The organism is Diaphorobacter caeni, assembly GCF_015354245.1.
In the GTDB taxonomy this organism is placed as follows: Bacteria; Pseudomonadota; Gammaproteobacteria; order Burkholderiales; family Burkholderiaceae_C; genus Diaphorobacter_A; species Diaphorobacter_A caeni.
In genome coordinates this window covers 122,942-139,299 of record NZ_JADKYZ010000002.1, presented here as the reverse complement: position 1 = coordinate 139,299, position 16,358 = coordinate 122,942, and the positions used below count along the sequence as shown (strand labels likewise).

Below are 16,358 nucleotides of genomic sequence, written 5' to 3'. Positions count from 1 at the left end.
GGACTGCGAAAGAATGGGACGCTCATGACCACGACTCGATGGCGATGGCCCGGCGCGCAGCGATGGCACCTTCGGCCGCCGTCGCGATGGGCCGCTGCGAGGGCGTACCGAGAAGCCGCTCATGGAACGCCGTGTATTGGAGTGTCAGCGCGTCAAGGCCTGGTGGAGTGATGCCAGCTGATCTCAAACAGAGCTCATTGTGGTTTTCAAAATCCTGCCAATTCAGACGTGCATCCGAGCTCGGAGCGCCATGGCTTGCGCTCAGATGGAGTTGGGTGCCGCAGAACAGCACGCGTGCATTCACTGCGTGGCTTCGTTTCTCCACATCGATGATTTCGAAGGTTTCCTCGGCCGGCCGGGCGAATAGAAAGGAGGCGGTATCGAGATCATGGACCATCAGATCTAGCACGATGGAGCCGCTTTTCAATCCAAGGCTCGAGCAACGAGTGAAGGCGATGCTCTGCGGAGTCTCGCTCCACGGTGGGGCTCCGAGAAGGCGGTTGAAGCGCTCGATATGTCCCGTGCAAAGTTTGCGTTGAGTTGCGCATTCGACATCCAGCAGCGCGTCGATGTCTCGTTCGGTGCTCGCCAACGGCTTTTCCACGAGTACGTCGATACCCATGCGCATCAGCGTGATCGCGCTCTCCGCATGGGTATCGTAGGGAGTCACCACGGCGGCAGCCTCCACTCCGTGCGGTAAATCCTGCAGACGTGCGACGGCCATGAAACCAGCCATCTGTGCGGCCTGCCTTGCATGGGGTTGAGGATCGACGACGCACACCACCTCGAATCCGGGATGCGTGCGAGCCCTCATCGCGTGCACGCGGCCAAAGCGGCCGTAGCCGATGATGGCGATGCGAATCTTGTGCAGCATGTCGTGCGTCATCTCAGGCCTTGTTGATCATGTTCTGCACCAACCGCCGAAGGTGTTCTGCGCGGATCACGTCTCGGTAGACGCCTGCCTGATATCGCTCCTCGGCAATGCGCTCGAATTCGGGCATGGTGGGAGGCAATTCATTGGATTCATACGCTGTGCGTGCGGCTGGGTAGAGACACTCCCGCGCGAACGATGTCTCCCCGAATGCGTCGATCATAGTCTGCAGTTCGTACTCCAGTGTTTTGCTGGTGCCGCTGGCATATTGACGCATGGTGCCGAGCTTGTGCGCCAGCTCGGCATCCGTCAGCGTGACCTCCACTTCCACATCATGTTGTCTGGCAGGGTCGCAGGAGTGGCTGATGAGCGGAAACTCCAGACCGCGAATGGGGTGGCCTGATTGCCGCAAGGCGTCTGCAAGACAGTTGGCCATCACTCGACAAAGATCGTGACTGGGGTTGTAGCCCTCGGCTTGGTCTGCGACCACAGTGTCGAAGTGTCCCTGCATGCCGATGCCGATCAACGTCTGGAGCCATGCCTGAAACGGCGATGCTGCCGTACCAAGCAAGGCGTTGTAGATGGTGGAGTCCGGCACGGATGCGAGCCAGTCTTCGCGAATCCGCACGCCGATGGATTCCAGCAGTTGACGGGAATGTTCCAGGCGTGGTTGTCCGATGGAGCCGTCTCCGTTGGTCAGCACGATCACATGCGGGCGGGTTTTGCAAACCCATTGAAAAATGCGCAATTCGTGCCCAGGATGCGCGATGAGCAGAAGAGGTTTCATGTTGATGACCCGGACGCAGCGGAGAGCGTGTTCAAAAAAATGTGAGGCTCATTGAATGCCCAACCTTGCTGCAAGCCAGCGTAGTGGGGCGGTCACCCGCCAGCTCTTGCTGGCAAGCAGTGCCTGGATGTGGCGCTCGCGTTCATACAACTGATTGATTGCGTTCGTCAGCTCGCGTGAACCGGCTTCGCGCAGCGCCTGGATACTCGCTTCATGGACTCGCTCCAGCAGGACCATCTGTTCCTGCCTCTGCCGGATGATGGTGTCGCGAGATTCGATACGTTCCCTCGCCATTCCCGTCTGTGCAGCCAGATACGCTGCGCCAAATGGCAGCAGGTTGTCCATGCAGTGACGGGTGAATTCGCGGATTTCAATTTCAGGAGAAACTGGAGCGAGAGATGACTCTTGCTGCAGGATGCGCCACGCGACGTGTTCAAGCTTTGAGGCAGTGGCATCGAGCGACAGGTGGGTGCGAACGTGCTCGCTGACCATTTGAGCATCGGTGGCGTCATATTCACTTATGGCTGCTGAAACATGGGTTTCGGACACCTCGCATCGAAGAAGCCTGCGACCGAAATTCCAGGCCTGCCATGCCTTTACATGGCTGCTTTTCACCATGCCGGCCAATCCCATGTTCTGGTTGAACAGGATGACGGCGCAACCTACGGCCATCGCTTCCATGGCGCAACGGGCCTTGGCAAACACGAGGTCGTATTGAGAAAGAATGTCTTCGGGCGCGCAGGCCTGTTGGCCTACTCCTGCTCCGATCACGTCCAGCGAAATGTCGCTGGCCAGACAGGCCGCACGAATCGCGCGGGTGTCCTGATGCTCGGTTGAATCGTTGCTGAAGATGGCTGCGCGCAGCGGCTTGTCGGGCAATGGTGCGCGTGGCTTGAAGCGTGTGAGATCCACGCCGTTTGATATGAGCTCTATCGATGATCGGGGGATGCCGTGTTCCAGATAGAGACGCTCAGCGCAGTTTTCGTCCACGGCGACATGTTGACGGATCCGGCTGAAGAGTGGCGGACGTCCGTGAGACGCGGTGCGGTCATGGCAGACGAACATGGCCGGCACGCCGAGAAACAGGGCGAGACATGCCACGGTCTCATCGCGCGTGTTGCCGATGATGATGTCCGGCACCTCGGCAATCTGCGTCAGATCGGAGACGCAGGCAATGCAGACGGTGCGCAATTCGTCAACCATGTCACCCATGATGGGCGAGAAGACAATGATGCTGTGACCACGCTGGTTCAGTGCCAGCGCGATGTCGCGCACAAACAGTTCGGCGCCAGTCCGGTACTGCATGCAACACATCGCTATGAGTATTCTCATGGTTGATCAACGGCCATGCACGGGTGGCCAGGGTGCGTGGTAGAAAGTCTGTGGGCGACGGGGTTTCCGGAACTCACAGCGTCTTGACATTTGCTTGCAAGATTAGCACTCCACGAGACCCAATGGTGGACCGTTTCGCATCACTGTAAAAAACATTTTTCAGCCGTTCGCGTGATAGTAGGCAAGACACTCATCCACTTTGCCTCGATGAGCGATTTGTCCGTGGCTGAGCACCAACGCGTGCGAGCAGAACGACTTGAGTAGTTGCTCGTTGTGACTTGCGACCACCAGAATGCTCACGCGCGACATGAGATCGTGCAGACGCTTCTGCGCGCGTTCCTGAAACTTGGCGTCTCCCGCGCCGACGACCTCGTCCATCAGCAGAATGTCCGGTGTGACCGTGGTGGCCACCGCAAATGCAAGCTTGAGCAGCATGCCGGCGGAGTAGGTGCGAACGGGCATGTGCAGTCGATCTGTCAGTTCTGTGAATGCACCGATTTCGTCAATCAGATTGCATGCCTCGCGTTTGGACAGGCCCATCACGATGCCGCGCGTAATGATGAAATCCATTCCTGATGCTTCAGCGTCTATCCCCAACATGATGTCGGTGAGTGCGGATACGCTGCCGTGCTGCCGGATGTGTCCCCGCACGGGTTCGTAGACGCCTGAGAGCACGCGCAGCAAGGTGGATTTGCCTGCGCCGTTGTGTCCGATCAGACCAATGCGATCACCCGATCGGAGTTCAAGGTTGATGTCATGCAACGCATGGACGGTTCGAATCGGCGCTGGCGTGGAAGACCTGCTGCGTGGCATGCCGGTGAAGCGCACCAGGGTGTTGATGAGTCCGATGCTTTGAGCGTCGAAGACCGGAAAGCTGATGTCGACATGGCTGAGCTGAATGAAGGGCTTCATGGCAGGTACTTCGTTCACAGCCAGTAGTTGATGCGACGGCGCGCCGCAAGATAGATCACCGTGCAAAGCACGAGCAAGAGACCGAAAGCCACACCTGTAGTGAGCCACGCGGTATCGGACGGCATCTTTCCAAGCAAGGGAGCGCGCATGAGTTCAAGCCACGCGGCAAGCGGATTGAGCACGGTGACCAAGTGTGCGCGGGAAGCGCTCAATTGGCTTGACTGCCACATCACCGGCGTCATGAAGAACGCGATCTGAAGGATGCTGCCCACCACCATGGGAACGTCGCGGAATCGCGTGGCGATGGCGGCCAGAATGGCGAGCACCAAGGTGGCGCAGACGGTACTTGCGGCCAGTCCTGCGAGCCAGACATGCCACAGCGCGCCACCGAGCAGATCACCAAACCACAGTACCACGAGAATCAGCGGAATTTGGTGCGCCAGCAGCAGGTTGCGCCACACCACCCGGAAGACGAAGGTGAACTTGGGGTAGGACGCCTGCTTCAGAAACGGGGCAGCATCGATGTAGGTTCTGCAGCCGTCGTTGAATGTCGACGTCAGAAATCCAAAGAAGATGTTTCCAAGACAGAAGTAGGGTATGTAGGTCTTCGTGTCCTGATTGAACAACTGTGCCCCAATCCAGCCGAAGGCTGCCGTGAAGATCGCCATGTTGATGGCGATCCATGCCGGACCGAGAAACGAGCGTCGATACTGCCGCAGCAGATCCTGCCAGCCCAGATGCATCCACAGCGGCCACTGACGCAGCGAAAGCGCGATGTCCTGCAGCAGCAGTTGCCATTGCGAGGCTTTACCCAGAGAGGGGCGTTCACGTTCGATCTGGGGATTGGGGTTCATGCGGTGATCTGCCAAACGTTGCCGATCACAGAAAGAGAATCTTTGGTGCATGGCGGCGCGATTGCGCGCGATTTTACGGGCCAGTTGCGCCATCCGTGCATACAAGTTCTCTTTCAGCCAGCGTGTCGTGATTGAACTTTTTGCTTCACTTCAACCACTTGCCCGCAGCCGACTTCAATCCACCCCGATTGTCGATCTGCTCCCATGTGAAGCGCAGCACGCGGGCGTAGTCCGCATCGTCGGCGGGAAACATGAAGCCCAATGTGTTCACCGGGGTGAGTGGGTTTTCCAGAAATGCGGCGTGCAGGCGGGGCTCAACACGCGCGTAATGCAGCGCTTCGTAGGTTTCGGTGATCATCACGTCGCCCTTGCCCTCGGCGATCAGCGCGGGAATCTCTGCGTTCTTGTCATGCGTGCTGACCTGAGCGGACGTGAGATTCTGCAGCACATAGGCCTCGTTCGTGCCGCCCGGATTCTTGATCACGCGGACGCCGGACTGATTGAGGCTTTCGGGCGTCTGGAACTTGTCCTTGTCCGCCTTGCGGACCAGCGCCACCTTGCCGAAGGGCGCGTATCCGGGGAGCATGTCGGCCTGCGACAGGCGCGCCACGTTGCGGGTGATTCCGCCCACGGCCACGTCGTATTTGTTGGCCTTGAGGTCGGGCATCAGATTGGGCCAGGTGGTCGGCACCCACTCAATCTTCACGCCCATCTCCTTGGCCATGGCTTCGATCACGTCGACGTCATGGCCGCTGTAGCCGCCATCGGCCTTGATGGCAAAGGGACGGTAGTCGCCGGGCGTGCCCACGCGCAGCGTCTTGGTCTGCATGATTTGATCAAGGCGTTGGCCGGCATGACATAGCGGCGCGGCCATGGCAGCCGTGGCCGCGACGGCGATCAGGGAGGTGTGGAAAAACCGGCGGTTGATGATGGTGGTGGTGCGCATGTTGACGTTGTCTCCTGAAGGGTGGGGCCGGCCCGGTGCCAGCGAAAAACCATGCCGAGTATTACACTGGGTGGCTTCATTTCCTTCAATATGCAAAGGCAGGGACCGCCATGGATGCTCTCCTGTTCATACCGGTCTCCATCGCCATCTCCCTCACCCCCGGTCCCAACAATTTCTGCGGGCTCAACAACGGCATTCGGGCGGGCGTCGTTCCGGCGCTGTTGGCCACCACGGGGCGGGTCGCTGCGTTCGCGATTTTTCTGACGGTCTCGGCGATTGGACTGGGCGCGATGCTGCTCGCGTCTGAGTCGGCCTTCCTGACCGTGAAATGGATCGGTGCGGCCTACCTGTTCTGGATCGGATGGAAAGCCTGGCGCAGCCGCGACTTTGGTGGGGCGGCGATGATCGAGAGCGGTGACGGCACTGCGGTGGTCGCCGAGCCTCGGCACTATTCGGTCAAGACGCTCGCGATGCAGGAGTTCCTGCTCGGCATCACCAATCCCAAGGCCATCATCCTCTTCGCCGCGATCTTCCCGCAGTTCATCGACCCCTCCAAGCCAGCGGCCATGCAGTTTCTGGTGCTCGGATCGATCTACCTGATGGCCGAATATGTGTCGACCCTGGTCTACGCCTCCTGTGGTCGTCAGATCAGGCGCTGGATCCGCACACCCAAGGGTGTCGTGCGTCTCAACAAGGCCACCGGCGGCTTCTTCATGGGCGCAGGCGGCCTGCTGCTCGCTGCGCAGCGCTAGCACGAGGCACGAGCGAAGCGAAGTGCCGAAAGCACCTCTCTCCAACTGACTTCCGGCGGTTGTCCGAGCGGAGCGCAAAGCGCGCAGTCGAGTTCCGCCGGAGGTATTGACAGCGCGTTTTGGGTTACTTTTTGCGCGCAAGCAAAAAGTTACTCCGCCGCCGGGCGGAACTCCCGGCCTCCGCCCTCAATGACCGAGCAGGCGCAAAAAACAGCACCCCAAACGAAGAAACCGCCCAGAAGGCGGTTCCCACACAGCACAGAAAAGATCAGAGGAAAAAGATCAGATCACGCCCTGTGCCATCATGGCATCCGCCACCTTCACGAAGCCAGCGATGTTCGCGCCATCGATGTAGCTCACGGTGCCATCAGCACGCTTGCCATGCTTCAGGCAGGCGGCGTGGATGTTCTGCATGATCTGCAGCAGACGTGCATCCACTTCTTCACGTGGCCAGGACAGGCGCATCGCGTTCTGGCTCATTTCCAGACCGGAAGTGGCCACGCCACCGGCGTTGGAGGCCTTGCCCGGTGCGTACAGCACGCCGGCGGCTTCGAATGCCTTGGCAGCCTCGATGGTCGAGGGCATGTTCGCGCCTTCGGCCACGCAGATCACACCGTTTTCGATCAGCAGCTTGGCATCGTTTTCGTCCAGTTCGTTCTGGGTTGCGCATGGCAGAGCCACGTCGACCTTCACGTGCCATGGGCGCACACCGGCTTCGAACTTGGCACCGACCTTGGCGGCGTAATCGTTCACGCGGCCGTAGTGGTGGTTCTTCACGTCCATGAGGATGGCCAGCTTTTCGGCGGTGAAGCCGTCTTCGTCGATCACGGTGCCGGAGGAGTCGGACACGGTCACGACCTTGGCGCCCAGTTCCATGGCCTTCTCGACCGCGTATTGCGCCACGTTGCCCGAGCCGGACACGGAAACGCGCAGGCCGTCAAAACTCTTGCCCTTGGTCTTGAGCATTTCGTCAGCGAAATACACCGTGCCGTAGCCCGTGGCTTCGGGACGGATCAGCGAGCCGCCGAAGGTCAGGCCCTTGCCGGTGAACACCGATGCGGCGTTGTTCGCCAGCTTCTTGTACATGCCGGCCATGAAGCCGACTTCGCGGCCACCCACGCCGATGTCGCCTGCGGGCACATCGGTGTCGGGACCGACGTGGCGGAACAGTTCCATCACGAAGGCCTGGCAGAAGCGCATGACTTCAGCGGGGCTCTTGCCCTTGGGGTCGAAATCGGAGCCACCCTTGCCACCGCCCATTGGCAGTGTGGTGAGCGCGTTCTTGAAGGTTTGCTCGAACGCCAGGAACTTCAGCACCGACAGGTTCACCGAGGGGTGGAAGCGCAGGCCGCCCTTGTAGGGGCCGATCGACATGCTGTGCTGGATGCGGAAGCCGCGGTTGACCTGCACGTTGCCTTGATCGTCGGTCCAGGACACACGGAACATCACCACGCGCTCGGGCTCGACCAGGCGCTCGAGCAGGCCTTGCTCTGCATAGCGCGGGTTCTTTTCGATGAAGGGCCACAGGCTCTCCATCACTTCCGTGACGGCTTGCAGGAATTCCGGTTGACCGGGATTGCGTTGGGCGACTTGTTCGAGGAATTGCCCGAGCGATGCGTGCTTCATAAAGCGGAACCTTCTATCTTGGTGACAACGTGTTTCTGGAGTGAATCCGACATTATGTCAAAAAGACATGGTGTCATGCACCAAATTGGTAAGTTTGCATCTGCAAAAGTCGGGTTTTGTGCACTGCACATCAAGGAAGTCCTTGTTTTTGCACACTTTTGGTGAGCTCGAGGCTCCGTTCCGGCGTTTGGGGATGACCTCACGTTCAGCGTGATAATCTAGGTGTTAACCCTTATCTATTGGAGCGTGAACCAAGTGGCCAGCGTTCTATCCAAGGGGGAATCCGAGGCGAGCAGGGTGACACCTGCCTGTCATCGCAGGGGCCGACAGTGGCGCTCCGCGCCCCGTGTTCTGGAATGGGGGCGGAGATTCAATCAGGAATGGAAAAGAAGATGGAAAGGGGCCATCCGATGAAGACCATGAGCAGAGCCTGTGCATTGAGCGCAACGGCGGCTGCGGCCACGGTGTTGCTGGTGGGCAATGTGGCAGCGGCGGACGATGCGGTGCTGACTCGAAAGCGGTCGACCCTCGCCATCGAGCATGTGGCCGCGAGCCTGCATCAGCCCGCGCAGTTGGGGACTGACTTCATCCACCAGCGCGCCACGCAATGGGGCTGGCGCTCCGGCGCGACGGAGCAGGCATCGGGAGACGACGGAGTCGACTGATGTCCGTCGGTGCGCGTGTGACGATCAGCGTCCGCGCAGGAACAGACCGTCCAGTTCCTTCATCGTGAGCTGACGCCAGGTGGGGCGACCGTGGTTGCACTGGTCCGAGCGGTCGGTCACCTCCATCTGCCTGAGCAGCGCGTTCATTTCGTCGAGCGTGAGCTTGCGATTGGCACGCACGGCGCCGTGACAGGCCATGGTCGCCAGAATTTCATTGCGTGCGCGTTGCACGACGGTGCTTGCGTCGTGCTGTGCCAGTTCGGCGAGCACGCTGCGCGCGAGCTCCACCGGATCACCTTGGGCGAGGGCGGTGGGCACGGCGCGCACGGCCAGCGTGCGCGGAGAGAACGGCGAAATTTCCATGCCGAGCAGCGCCAGCGTGTCCGTGTTCGACTCGGCCGCCGCGACCTCGTGCGGCGTGGCCGCGAAGGTCGCCGGAATCAGCAGCGGCTGGCTGGCGATGCGCGCGTTCTCGTCGATCACCTGAGTTTTGAGGCGCTCGTAGACGATGCGCTCGTGCGCCGCATGCATGTCCACGATGATCATGCCCTGCGCGTTTTCGGCGAGGATGTACACGCCGTGGATCTGCGCCACGGCACGTCCCAGCGGCCAGGGCGCGGCCTCGGATTCCGTGGCGGGTGCCTGGGCGGTGGCGGCTTGCCATTGAACGGCCGGTGCCTGCGGTGCGGACGCGGCGAAGGAAGAAGGCTGGGCATTGCCTTCCAGACCGGGCGCAGCCGTTTTGGGCGCGCCCCAAAGCGCCTGCAGGTCCTCGACCTTGTGGCCCACGCGCTCTTCGAACGGCATGGTGGACTGGGCCTTCCAGTTCGGGGTAGGAGCCCAGGGGGAGGGCGCTGCGGGTGTCGTGAAGGATGTCGGCGCGGCGCTGTCGGCGGAGGGCGCGGCTTGCCCGGCTTCGTTGGCCGCCGCAGCTGCGGCGAGGGCCTGGGCGCGCGGCACGGCGAGGGCGTTTTCCACGGCGTGGCGAACGGCCTGGTGCACCTCGCGGCTGTCGCGAAAGCGCACTTCGATCTTGGTGGGGTGCACGTTCACGTCGACGCGCAGCGGATCGATCTCGATGAACAGCGCGTAGACCGGCTGCTTCTGGCCGTGCAGTACGTCCTCGTAAGCGCTGCGGGCCGCGTGGGTGAGCACCTTGTCGCGCACGAAGCGGCCGTTGACGTAGCAGAACTGCTGATCGGCCCGCGAACGCGCCGCGTCGGGCACGCCCGCGCGGCCGGTGACGGTGACGTTGCCGTGCTGGAGCTGCACGGCAACGGATTCTTCGATGAAATCGGAGCCCAGCACGTCGCTCAGGCGGCGCGCGAGGCCCTGCTGCAGCTTGTCGCCGTCGCCGACGTCGGCCACGTCCATGGTGGCGCGCCATTGCTCGACCAGCTTGCCCTCGTGCCAGATCGCGAAGCCCACATCGGGCCGGGCGAGAGCGTGGCGGCGCACGGCTTCCACGCAGTGCGCGAGCTCGGTCGCGTCGGTCTTCAGGAACTTGCGGCGTGCGGGCGTTGAGAAGAACAGCTCCTTGACCTCCACCGTCGTGCCCCGGCTGCGTGCCGCCGGGCGCAGCTCACCACTGCGCGCGTCGAGCAGAAAGCCGCTCTGCTGGTCCTGCGTGCGGGACAGCAGGGCGGTTTCGGACACCGAGGCGATCGCGGCCAGCGCCTCGCCGCGAAAGCCCATCGTGTTGACGGCCTCGAGGTCGTGCAGATTGGTGATCTTGCTGGTCGCGTGGCGACGCAGCGCCACCGGCAGCTCCTCGGGCGGAATGCCGATGCCGTCGTCCTCCACCGAAATCAGGCGCACACCACCCGCCAGCAGGCGCACGGTGATCTGCGAGGCGCCCGCATCGAGCGCGTTGTCCACCAGCTCGCGCACGGCGGAGGCGGGGCGCTCGACCACCTCTCCGGCCGCGATCTGGCTGATCAGTTCATCGGGCAGATCGCGGATCGGGCGGCGGTGGGAGGCTTGTGCGGATGTTGCGGCGGGGGAGGGGGTGTTGGCTTCGTTCACCGGGTCATTCTAGTGGCGCGAAAAAGAGCCTGCCCGAGGGCTCTTTTGCCGCTCATCGCCTTTTCATCTGGGCGGATGGACAGGCGCTGAACGGGTCGTTCAGCTCGGTCTTGGCGATCTCCCCAGCTTCGGCGGGGCTCATCGTTTCGAGGCGCAGCTGCTTGAGATAGGCGATCTTCTCGACATTGAGCATCGAGTCCTGCGAGGTGCGCAGCGTGATCTGCATGTCGGGCTCCATCGTCTGGATGTCGATCTTGCCGATGTCGGCCAGCAGCGTGATCTGCGGGAAGAAGCCGCCCTTGTATTCGAAGTCTGACTCGTAGCGTTTGCTGAATCGGTTGCGGCTTTCACAGGCGTCACGAGGCAGCAGGATCGCCGTCATATGATCGAGTCTGCCGGGCACGATGTCTTTTTGAAGGTCGGCGACGATCTGGGCATCGACCTGATCGCCCAGATGCTCGCGCTGGGATGGCTCATACCCCACCTTCAGCGCATAGGTGCGTACCGTGAGCGACGGGGTGTTGGCGGAGCTGGCCATTCGCAGTCGCACGCTGGGCCAGGAGAGCTCCGAGACCGAAGCGGGCAGGGTCAGGCTCACCGGGTGGTGGGTTGCGGGCGGGGTATTGTCCTTGGCGGTGGGCTGCGGAGTTCCGGCGGGCGTTTCTTTGAGGCGCACGAACACCGTATCGCCTTCGCGCACCAGTTGCAGGGGCTGGTCGTTCGCCCCCCGGGAATCGGTTTGCAGGCGCAGGTCACCATTCCATCCGGCCAGCACCACCGTCTCGCGTGGGTATCTCCATCGGTGGTGGGATGGAACGTCATAGACGACGCGCTTCACGCCGTGCAATTCGGAGGCGGGTTTGCTGATCAGCGCCCTCGACTCGACGGTCGGTGTGCCCATCTGCGCAATCCAGATGCCGGCCCAGCCAGAGAGCACGGCCGCGCCAAAGATGATCGAGGCATAGCGCGGCTTCATGCGAGGTCCCTTTCACCCAAGGCCAGGTAAGCCGAGCCCCAGACGAGCAGCGGAGCGCAGACCCACAGCAGCAGATTGGCGAGCACGGCGGACACGCTGAAGGGGAAGGCTCCATCGCCTTCCAGCCAACTGGTGAGCACGCGCGGATCGCCGCCCATGCGGGCGCCGCCGCTCAGCAGCATCACGCTGAAGAGGCCCACGAAGAACGCGAGCGCCAGGCTCTTGAACACCGCCGCGCGGCGAAAGCGCACGAGCGCGAACGCGGCGGAGCCACAGATGACCGTGTACCACCACTGCAGCAGCAACAGCTTCCCGCGTTCTGCCAAGGCGTTGTCACCCATCGAGAGATAGGGAATGAACACGTGGAATCCGACCTGCGATGCGGCAGGCAGTGGCGAGGGGGAGGCCGCCGCGCGTGCGTGGCGGGCCGACTCCATGATCGCTGCGATGCCGTTGAGCGGCACGGTGGCCAGCAAGTAGACAAGCGTGTAGGCCAGCGGAAAAAGCACCAGCAGCAACAGCGCCGTGTGCAACCATTTCTCAAAGATGGATGCGGGACGCATCAGTATCAGAAGGCTGGACTCCTGCCTTTGCATCGGGGCGAAAAACACAAAACAGAAGGCGATGCCGAAGATGTACAGAAAGCTGGCGTGCCAACCCATCTGCGCGTCCATGTCCATGGGCTTGGGGTCGTTGATCGTGAACTGAATCCATCCGAGCACGATCACCTGCACGACCAGCGCCACCAGCAGCACGCTGCCGTAGCTTCTCCAGCGTTCCGCCAGATCGACGCGCACGAGTGCCGAAAAGCGGGAGCGGCGGAAGGTTGAACCGGACGCGGCGGAGAGTGTGCTTGTCGACGTCATGGTGCCTGCTCCTGCACTGCGGCCAGCACGCGCTGCGGATCGAGGCTCAGCGCCTTGTAGATCAGCTCGAGCTGCACGGGTGTGGCGGGTGATCCCGGAGGCAGCGCATCGCGGCGCGCGACCCAGGCGACCTGTGCGCCGAGCGGCTCGGAGTAGAGCAGCGCCGTCGCATCGGGCAGTTCGGCTGCGGAGGCCGCCACGCCCATCGCAAGATGTTCGGCGAGGCGCGGCATGTCGGATGACAGGCGCAGAATGCCGCCGTCGATGAACCAGATGTGCCGGATGATGCTCTCCAGATCATGGGCCTGATGGGTGCTGATCAGCACGATGCGCGAGGCGTGTTCGGGCCGCTGCATCAGGCGCTTGAACTGCATGCGGCTTTCGATGTCGAGGCCGTTGGTCGGCTCGTCCATCAGCAGGATGGGCGTGCAGGTGGCCAGCGCGAAGGCGATCGTCGCCTTCTTCTTCTGGCCAAGGCTCATCTGCGAGAAGCGATGCCCGGGCGGCACCTGAAGCTCGGCGAGATATTCGCGGAACAGCGCTGCGTTGAACTGCGGGTAGAACACGCCGTGGTTGCGCACCAGCGCTTCGGGCTTGAGGTCGGGCAGGTGGAATTCCTCGGGCAGCAGATAGACCTGCGCAAGAAATTCGGCATGGCGCTGGCGCGGCCTGAACCCGAGCACGCGGATCTCGCCGTCTTCGGGCGTGAGCAGTCCAGCGAGCAGCTTGAGCAGCGTTGATTTTCCCGTCCCGTTGCGCCCGAACAGACCATAGACGCCGGGCGTGTCGATGGCCGCATGGAAATGCTCGAACAGCGGGCCCTTGTAGCCAAAGCGCAGATCGCGAACCTGCAGGTCTGCCTTCATTGTCAATCCCTCTCTGCTTTACAGATGCGTTCGCTTTATTCTATGGTGATTCCTCTGCAATCTCCATTTTCGCGAGCGGCTGAGGCCGATGCGCTACAGTCCATTCCTTCGTTGAACACCGGGGAACGGGTTTGGAAATCGTCAGTTTTTTGATCGACTTCATCTTGCACATCGACAAGCATCTTGAAGCGTTTGTGGTGGCTTATGGGCCTTGGGTATATGCCCTGCTGTTCATCATCGTGTTCGTGGAAACGGGCGTGGTGGTGATGCCGTTCCTGCCGGGGGATTCGCTCCTGTTCATCGTCGGCGCGATGTGCGGCGCGGGGCTGATGCATTTTTCGATTGCCGTGCCGGTGCTTCTGGCGGCAGCGATTCTGGGTGACCAGTGCAATTACACGATCGGCCGCTATCTCGGGCCCAAGGTGTTCCAGTGGGAGGATTCGCGCTGGTTCAACAAGCGGGCTTTCGACCAGGCCCATGCTTTCTATGAGCGCTATGGCGGCGTGACCATCATTCTTGCGCGCTTCATGCCGTTCATCCGCACCTTCGCGCCCTTCGTGGCGGGCGTGGCCCACATGACGCGGGCGAAGTTCACCATGTTCAACGTCGTCGGCGCGCTGATCTGGGTGCTGGGCATCGTCTCGGCCGGTTATTTCTTCGGCAACATGGAATGGGTGAAGGCCAATCTGGAAAAGATCATCTGGGGCCTGATCCTGGTGCCGGGCCTGATCGCGATTTTCGGTGCCTGGAAGGCAGGCCGTGCGGAGAAGCAGCGCGAGGCCGCGTCGCAGGGCTGAGAGCGCTCCGAACCACATGCAAAAAGCCCCTGATGCCGCAAGGCGTCAGGGGCTTTTTGCATGGAGAGAGTGGCCTCGGTGGGCCACTGCGCGATCAGTGACGATAGCCGCGGCGGTCGTAGTCGTGGCGTCCGCCGATTTCGTTGCCGATCAACGCGCCTGCGGCAGCGCCGCCGATGGTGCCCACTGGGCCGCCGAACACCGCGTTGCCGACCAATCCACCAGCCACGGCACCTACTCCGGTGCCGACCTGGCGGTTGGTGGGGTGCGATGCACAGCCCACGAGACCCAGTGTGGTCGCGCAGACGATGGCGGCGGTGATGATGCGGATGTTTTTCATGTGTGTACCCCTTTCTTCGGTAGCAGGAGGCGGGCCGCGGATGTCGGCGTCGCCTCACGAGGCCAGAGTCGGATCGACCCTGCCCATGTCACTACAACGTTCGTGATCCCGGTCAGGAGGACAAACCGGGGAAAGAGATACCAAATATGACCTGCACCCCGAGTTTCTTTACACGGAGCGGCTGCGCGCCAGCGGCGGGTTCTTGGCGAAGTAGCGGGTGATGCCGCGCATCAGCGCATCGGCCAGCTGGTTCTGATAGACCGAGGAGCGCAGCTTGGCTTCTTCGTCCGGGTTGCTGATGAACGCGGTCTCCACCAGCACGCTTGGGATGTCGGGGGCCTTGAGCACCGCAAATCCCGCCTGTTCCACGCGCGGCTTGTGCAGCTTGGCGAAGCCGCCGATCTCGCCGAGCAGCACGTTGCCGAGCTTCAGGCTGTCGTTGATCTGCGCCGTGGTGCTCATGTCGAGCAGGGCGCGCTGCACGTGCTGGTCCTGCGAGGTGACATTCATGCCGCCGATCAGGTCGGACTCGTTTTCCTTGTTCGCGAGCCAGCGCGCGGCCGAGCTTGAAGCGCCGCGTTCGCTGAGAGCAAACACGCTCGCGCCCTTGGCTGCAGGCGTCGTGAAGGCGTCGGCATGGATGCTCACGAACAGGTCGGCCTGAACGCGGCGGGCCTTTTCCACGCGGGTGCCAAGCGGCACGAAGAAGTCCGCGTCGCGCGTGAGAAACGCACGCATCGGATTGCCGCCGACGGTGGTGGCGTTGATGCGGTCGCGCAGCAGATGCGCGATGCGCAGCACCACGTCCTTCTCGCGCGTGCCGTTGGGGCCGATGGCGCCGGGGTCTTCGCCGCCATGGCCGGGGTCCAGCGCCACGATGATCAGCCGGTCGGTGGCTCGCGCAACCGCCGGTGCGGAGGGGGCGCGTGCCGGAGCCGGAGGGCGTGGCGGCGGCGGTGCTGGTACGGGGGCCGGAGGGGGAGGCGGCGGTGGTGGTGGTGCCGTGGCGATCACCACGGGCGCAGGTGCAGGCACCGGCGCGGCGGTCACGGGCGGCAGCGGAGCCGGAGGTGGCGCGACCGCCACCATGGGGCGGTCCTGCAGTGGTTTCTCGCTGCGCTGCGCGATCAGGTCGCCAAGAGGGTCCTGAGGCGCATTCGCCGGTTTGTCGATGGGCGCGGGCGCCTGGGCGACGGTGGCCTTGGGGTCGTTGAGGCGTTCGGCGATCAGCGCTTCGAGCGGATCACGCTCCTGGGCGGGATACAGGTCGAACACCAGCCGGTGCTTGTAGGCCGCCACGGGCGTGAGCGTGAAGACCTGCGGGCGCGCGGCGTGCTTGAGGTCGACCACCATGCGCACCACGCCTGGCGCGTTCTGACCGACGCGGATGCCCGCGATGTTCGGGTCGTCGGCGCGCACCTTGGCGACCAGCTCCCTGAGCTGCGGATTCAGGTCAATGCCCTCGATGTCGACGGCAAGGCGCGGCGGCGTTTCGACGAAGGTGTGTTTGGTGACCAGCTTGGTGTCCGACTCGATGGTGACGCGCGAATAGTCCTGCGCGGGCCAGACGCGCACGGCCACGATGGCGGCGCCGCGCGCGATCTGCTGAGTGCCGAGCAGCAGCACCAGAGTGCCCGCCTTGAGCAGAGCCCGGCGGGAGGGAGGGGAGGCCTTGTCGGTGGGCGACTCGTCGTTCACGAGAGGTCCTTTATGGGTGGCACTGGGCGATGGTGTCATGCGAGT

General features: G+C 62.5%; 16 protein-coding genes. 3 read left to right on the top strand and 13 right to left on the bottom strand.

Features of this window, described 5'->3' with window-relative positions; translation table 11 throughout:
* Nucleotides 1-22: 22 nt before the first annotated feature.
* From ISG32_RS04480 to ISG32_RS04455, 6 genes are all read right to left on the bottom strand, one after another.
* A complete protein-coding gene (locus tag ISG32_RS04480; RefSeq protein ID WP_194769852.1) occupies nucleotides 23-886 on the bottom strand; it encodes a Gfo/Idh/MocA family protein in 864 nt (287 codons plus the stop codon).
* Between the two features lies 1 nt (nucleotide 887).
* Nucleotides 888-1,658 (bottom strand): hypothetical protein, encoded by a 771-nt coding sequence (locus ISG32_RS04475; RefSeq protein ID WP_194769851.1) that lies wholly within the window; start codon nucleotides 1,656-1,658, stop codon nucleotides 888-890.
* Nucleotides 1,659-1,706: 48 nt separating this feature from the next.
* Nucleotides 1,707-2,963: a glycosyltransferase gene (locus tag ISG32_RS04470; protein ID WP_194769850.1), complete on the bottom strand. Its 1,257-nt coding sequence runs from the start codon at nucleotides 2,961-2,963 to the stop codon at nucleotides 1,707-1,709.
* Between the two features lie 186 nt (nucleotides 2,964-3,149).
* Nucleotides 3,150-3,902 (bottom strand): ABC transporter ATP-binding protein, encoded by a 753-nt coding sequence (locus ISG32_RS04465; protein WP_194769849.1) that lies wholly within the window; start codon nucleotides 3,900-3,902, stop codon nucleotides 3,150-3,152.
* A gap of 14 nt (nucleotides 3,903-3,916) precedes the next feature.
* On the bottom strand, nucleotides 3,917-4,756 hold the full coding sequence (locus ISG32_RS04460) for an ABC transporter permease (RefSeq protein WP_194769848.1): 840 nt from the start codon (nucleotides 4,754-4,756) through the stop codon (nucleotides 3,917-3,919).
* 145 nt (nucleotides 4,757-4,901) lie between these two features.
* Nucleotides 4,902-5,702 carry a transporter substrate-binding domain-containing protein gene (locus tag ISG32_RS04455; protein ID WP_194769847.1) on the bottom strand — a complete coding sequence of 267 codons (801 nt, stop codon included), beginning with the start codon at nucleotides 5,700-5,702 and terminating at the stop codon, nucleotides 4,902-4,904.
* A 110-nt stretch (nucleotides 5,703-5,812) separates the two neighbouring features.
* Between ISG32_RS04455 and ISG32_RS04450 the strand changes: the two genes are divergently transcribed.
* Nucleotides 5,813-6,454, top strand: coding sequence for a LysE family translocator (locus tag ISG32_RS04450; protein WP_194769846.1), 642 nt, complete (start codon nucleotides 5,813-5,815; stop codon nucleotides 6,452-6,454).
* A gap of 282 nt (nucleotides 6,455-6,736) precedes the next feature.
* Here ISG32_RS04450 and gdhA read toward each other — a convergent pair whose 3' ends face one another.
* Entirely contained in the window at nucleotides 6,737-8,080 is a 1,344-nt protein-coding gene (gene gdhA, locus ISG32_RS04445) for an NADP-specific glutamate dehydrogenase (protein WP_194769845.1), read from the bottom strand.
* 392 nt (nucleotides 8,081-8,472) lie between these two features.
* Here gdhA and ISG32_RS04440 point away from each other — a divergent pair, with 392 nt between their 5' ends.
* The gene (locus ISG32_RS04440; RefSeq protein WP_194769844.1) at nucleotides 8,473-8,745 is read left to right on the top strand and encodes a hypothetical protein; all 273 of its coding nucleotides are present in this window, start codon (nucleotides 8,473-8,475) and stop codon (nucleotides 8,743-8,745) included.
* A gap of 24 nt (nucleotides 8,746-8,769) precedes the next feature.
* On the opposite strand, the gene mutL is transcribed toward ISG32_RS04440, so the two are convergent.
* Genes mutL through ISG32_RS04420 form a run of 4 tightly spaced genes read right to left on the bottom strand, consistent with a single transcriptional unit; the run spans nucleotide 8,770 to nucleotide 13,478 of the window.
* On the bottom strand, nucleotides 8,770-10,770 hold the full coding sequence (gene mutL, locus ISG32_RS04435) for a DNA mismatch repair endonuclease MutL (protein ID WP_194769843.1): 2,001 nt from the start codon (nucleotides 10,768-10,770) through the stop codon (nucleotides 8,770-8,772).
* Between the two features lie 52 nt (nucleotides 10,771-10,822).
* Nucleotides 10,823-11,746, bottom strand: a complete 924-nt coding sequence (locus tag ISG32_RS04430) for a hypothetical protein (protein ID WP_194769842.1) — start codon at nucleotides 11,744-11,746, stop codon at nucleotides 10,823-10,825.
* Nucleotides 11,743-12,612 carry a hypothetical protein gene (locus tag ISG32_RS04425; protein ID WP_194769841.1) on the bottom strand — a complete coding sequence of 290 codons (870 nt, stop codon included), beginning with the start codon at nucleotides 12,610-12,612 and terminating at the stop codon, nucleotides 11,743-11,745. Before ISG32_RS04425 ends, ISG32_RS04430 begins: the two co-directional genes overlap by 4 nt.
* A complete protein-coding gene (locus tag ISG32_RS04420) occupies nucleotides 12,609-13,478 on the bottom strand; it encodes an ATP-binding cassette domain-containing protein (protein ID WP_194770416.1) in 870 nt (289 codons plus the stop codon). The genes ISG32_RS04425 and ISG32_RS04420 overlap by 4 nt, the downstream gene beginning before the upstream one ends.
* A gap of 131 nt (nucleotides 13,479-13,609) precedes the next feature.
* On the opposite strand from ISG32_RS04420, the gene ISG32_RS04415 reads away from it, so the two are divergent.
* Entirely contained in the window at nucleotides 13,610-14,275 is a 666-nt protein-coding gene (locus tag ISG32_RS04415) for a DedA family protein (protein ID WP_194769840.1), read from the top strand.
* A 94-nt stretch (nucleotides 14,276-14,369) separates the two neighbouring features.
* Here ISG32_RS04415 and ISG32_RS04410 read toward each other — a convergent pair whose 3' ends face one another.
* Nucleotides 14,370-14,615: a glycine zipper 2TM domain-containing protein gene (locus tag ISG32_RS04410; protein WP_194769839.1), complete on the bottom strand. Its 246-nt coding sequence runs from the start codon at nucleotides 14,613-14,615 to the stop codon at nucleotides 14,370-14,372.
* 168 nt (nucleotides 14,616-14,783) lie between these two features.
* Nucleotides 14,784-16,313 carry an N-acetylmuramoyl-L-alanine amidase gene (locus ISG32_RS04405; RefSeq protein WP_323745890.1) on the bottom strand — a complete coding sequence of 510 codons (1,530 nt, stop codon included), beginning with the start codon at nucleotides 16,311-16,313 and terminating at the stop codon, nucleotides 14,784-14,786.
* Between the last annotated feature and the right edge of the window lie 45 nt (nucleotides 16,314-16,358).

Bases quoted from the DNA above. Each gene is read 5' to 3' on its own strand.
- ISG32_RS04480 (WP_194769852.1), bottom strand. From the start codon at position 886: ATGACGCACGACATGCTGCACAAGATTCGCATCGCCATCATCGGCTAC.
- ISG32_RS04475 (WP_194769851.1), bottom strand. From the start codon at position 1,658: ATGAAACCTCTTCTGCTCATCGCGCATCCTGGGCACGAATTGCGCATT.
- ISG32_RS04470 (WP_194769850.1), bottom strand. From the start codon at position 2,963: ATGCAGTACCGGACTGGCGCCGAACTGTTTGTGCGCGACATCGCGCTG.
- ISG32_RS04465 (WP_194769849.1), bottom strand. From the start codon at position 3,902: ATGAAGCCCTTCATTCAGCTCAGCCATGTCGACATCAGCTTTCCGGTC.
- ISG32_RS04460 (WP_194769848.1), bottom strand. From the start codon at position 4,756: ATGAACCCCAATCCCCAGATCGAACGTGAACGCCCCTCTCTGGGTAAA.
- ISG32_RS04455 (WP_194769847.1), bottom strand. From the start codon at position 5,702: ATGCGCACCACCACCATCATCAACCGCCGGTTTTTCCACACCTCCCTG.
- ISG32_RS04450 (WP_194769846.1), top strand. From the start codon at position 5,813: ATGGATGCTCTCCTGTTCATACCGGTCTCCATCGCCATCTCCCTCACC.
- gdhA (WP_194769845.1), bottom strand. From the start codon at position 8,080: ATGAAGCACGCATCGCTCGGGCAATTCCTCGAACAAGTCGCCCAACGC.
- ISG32_RS04440 (WP_194769844.1), top strand. From the start codon at position 8,473: ATGGAAAGGGGCCATCCGATGAAGACCATGAGCAGAGCCTGTGCATTG.
- ISG32_RS04430 (WP_194769842.1), bottom strand. From the start codon at position 11,746: ATGAAGCCGCGCTATGCCTCGATCATCTTTGGCGCGGCCGTGCTCTCT.
- ISG32_RS04425 (WP_194769841.1), bottom strand. From the start codon at position 12,612: ATGACGTCGACAAGCACACTCTCCGCCGCGTCCGGTTCAACCTTCCGC.
- ISG32_RS04420 (WP_194770416.1), bottom strand. From the start codon at position 13,478: ATGAAGGCAGACCTGCAGGTTCGCGATCTGCGCTTTGGCTACAAGGGC.
- ISG32_RS04410 (WP_194769839.1), bottom strand. From the start codon at position 14,615: ATGAAAAACATCCGCATCATCACCGCCGCCATCGTCTGCGCGACCACA.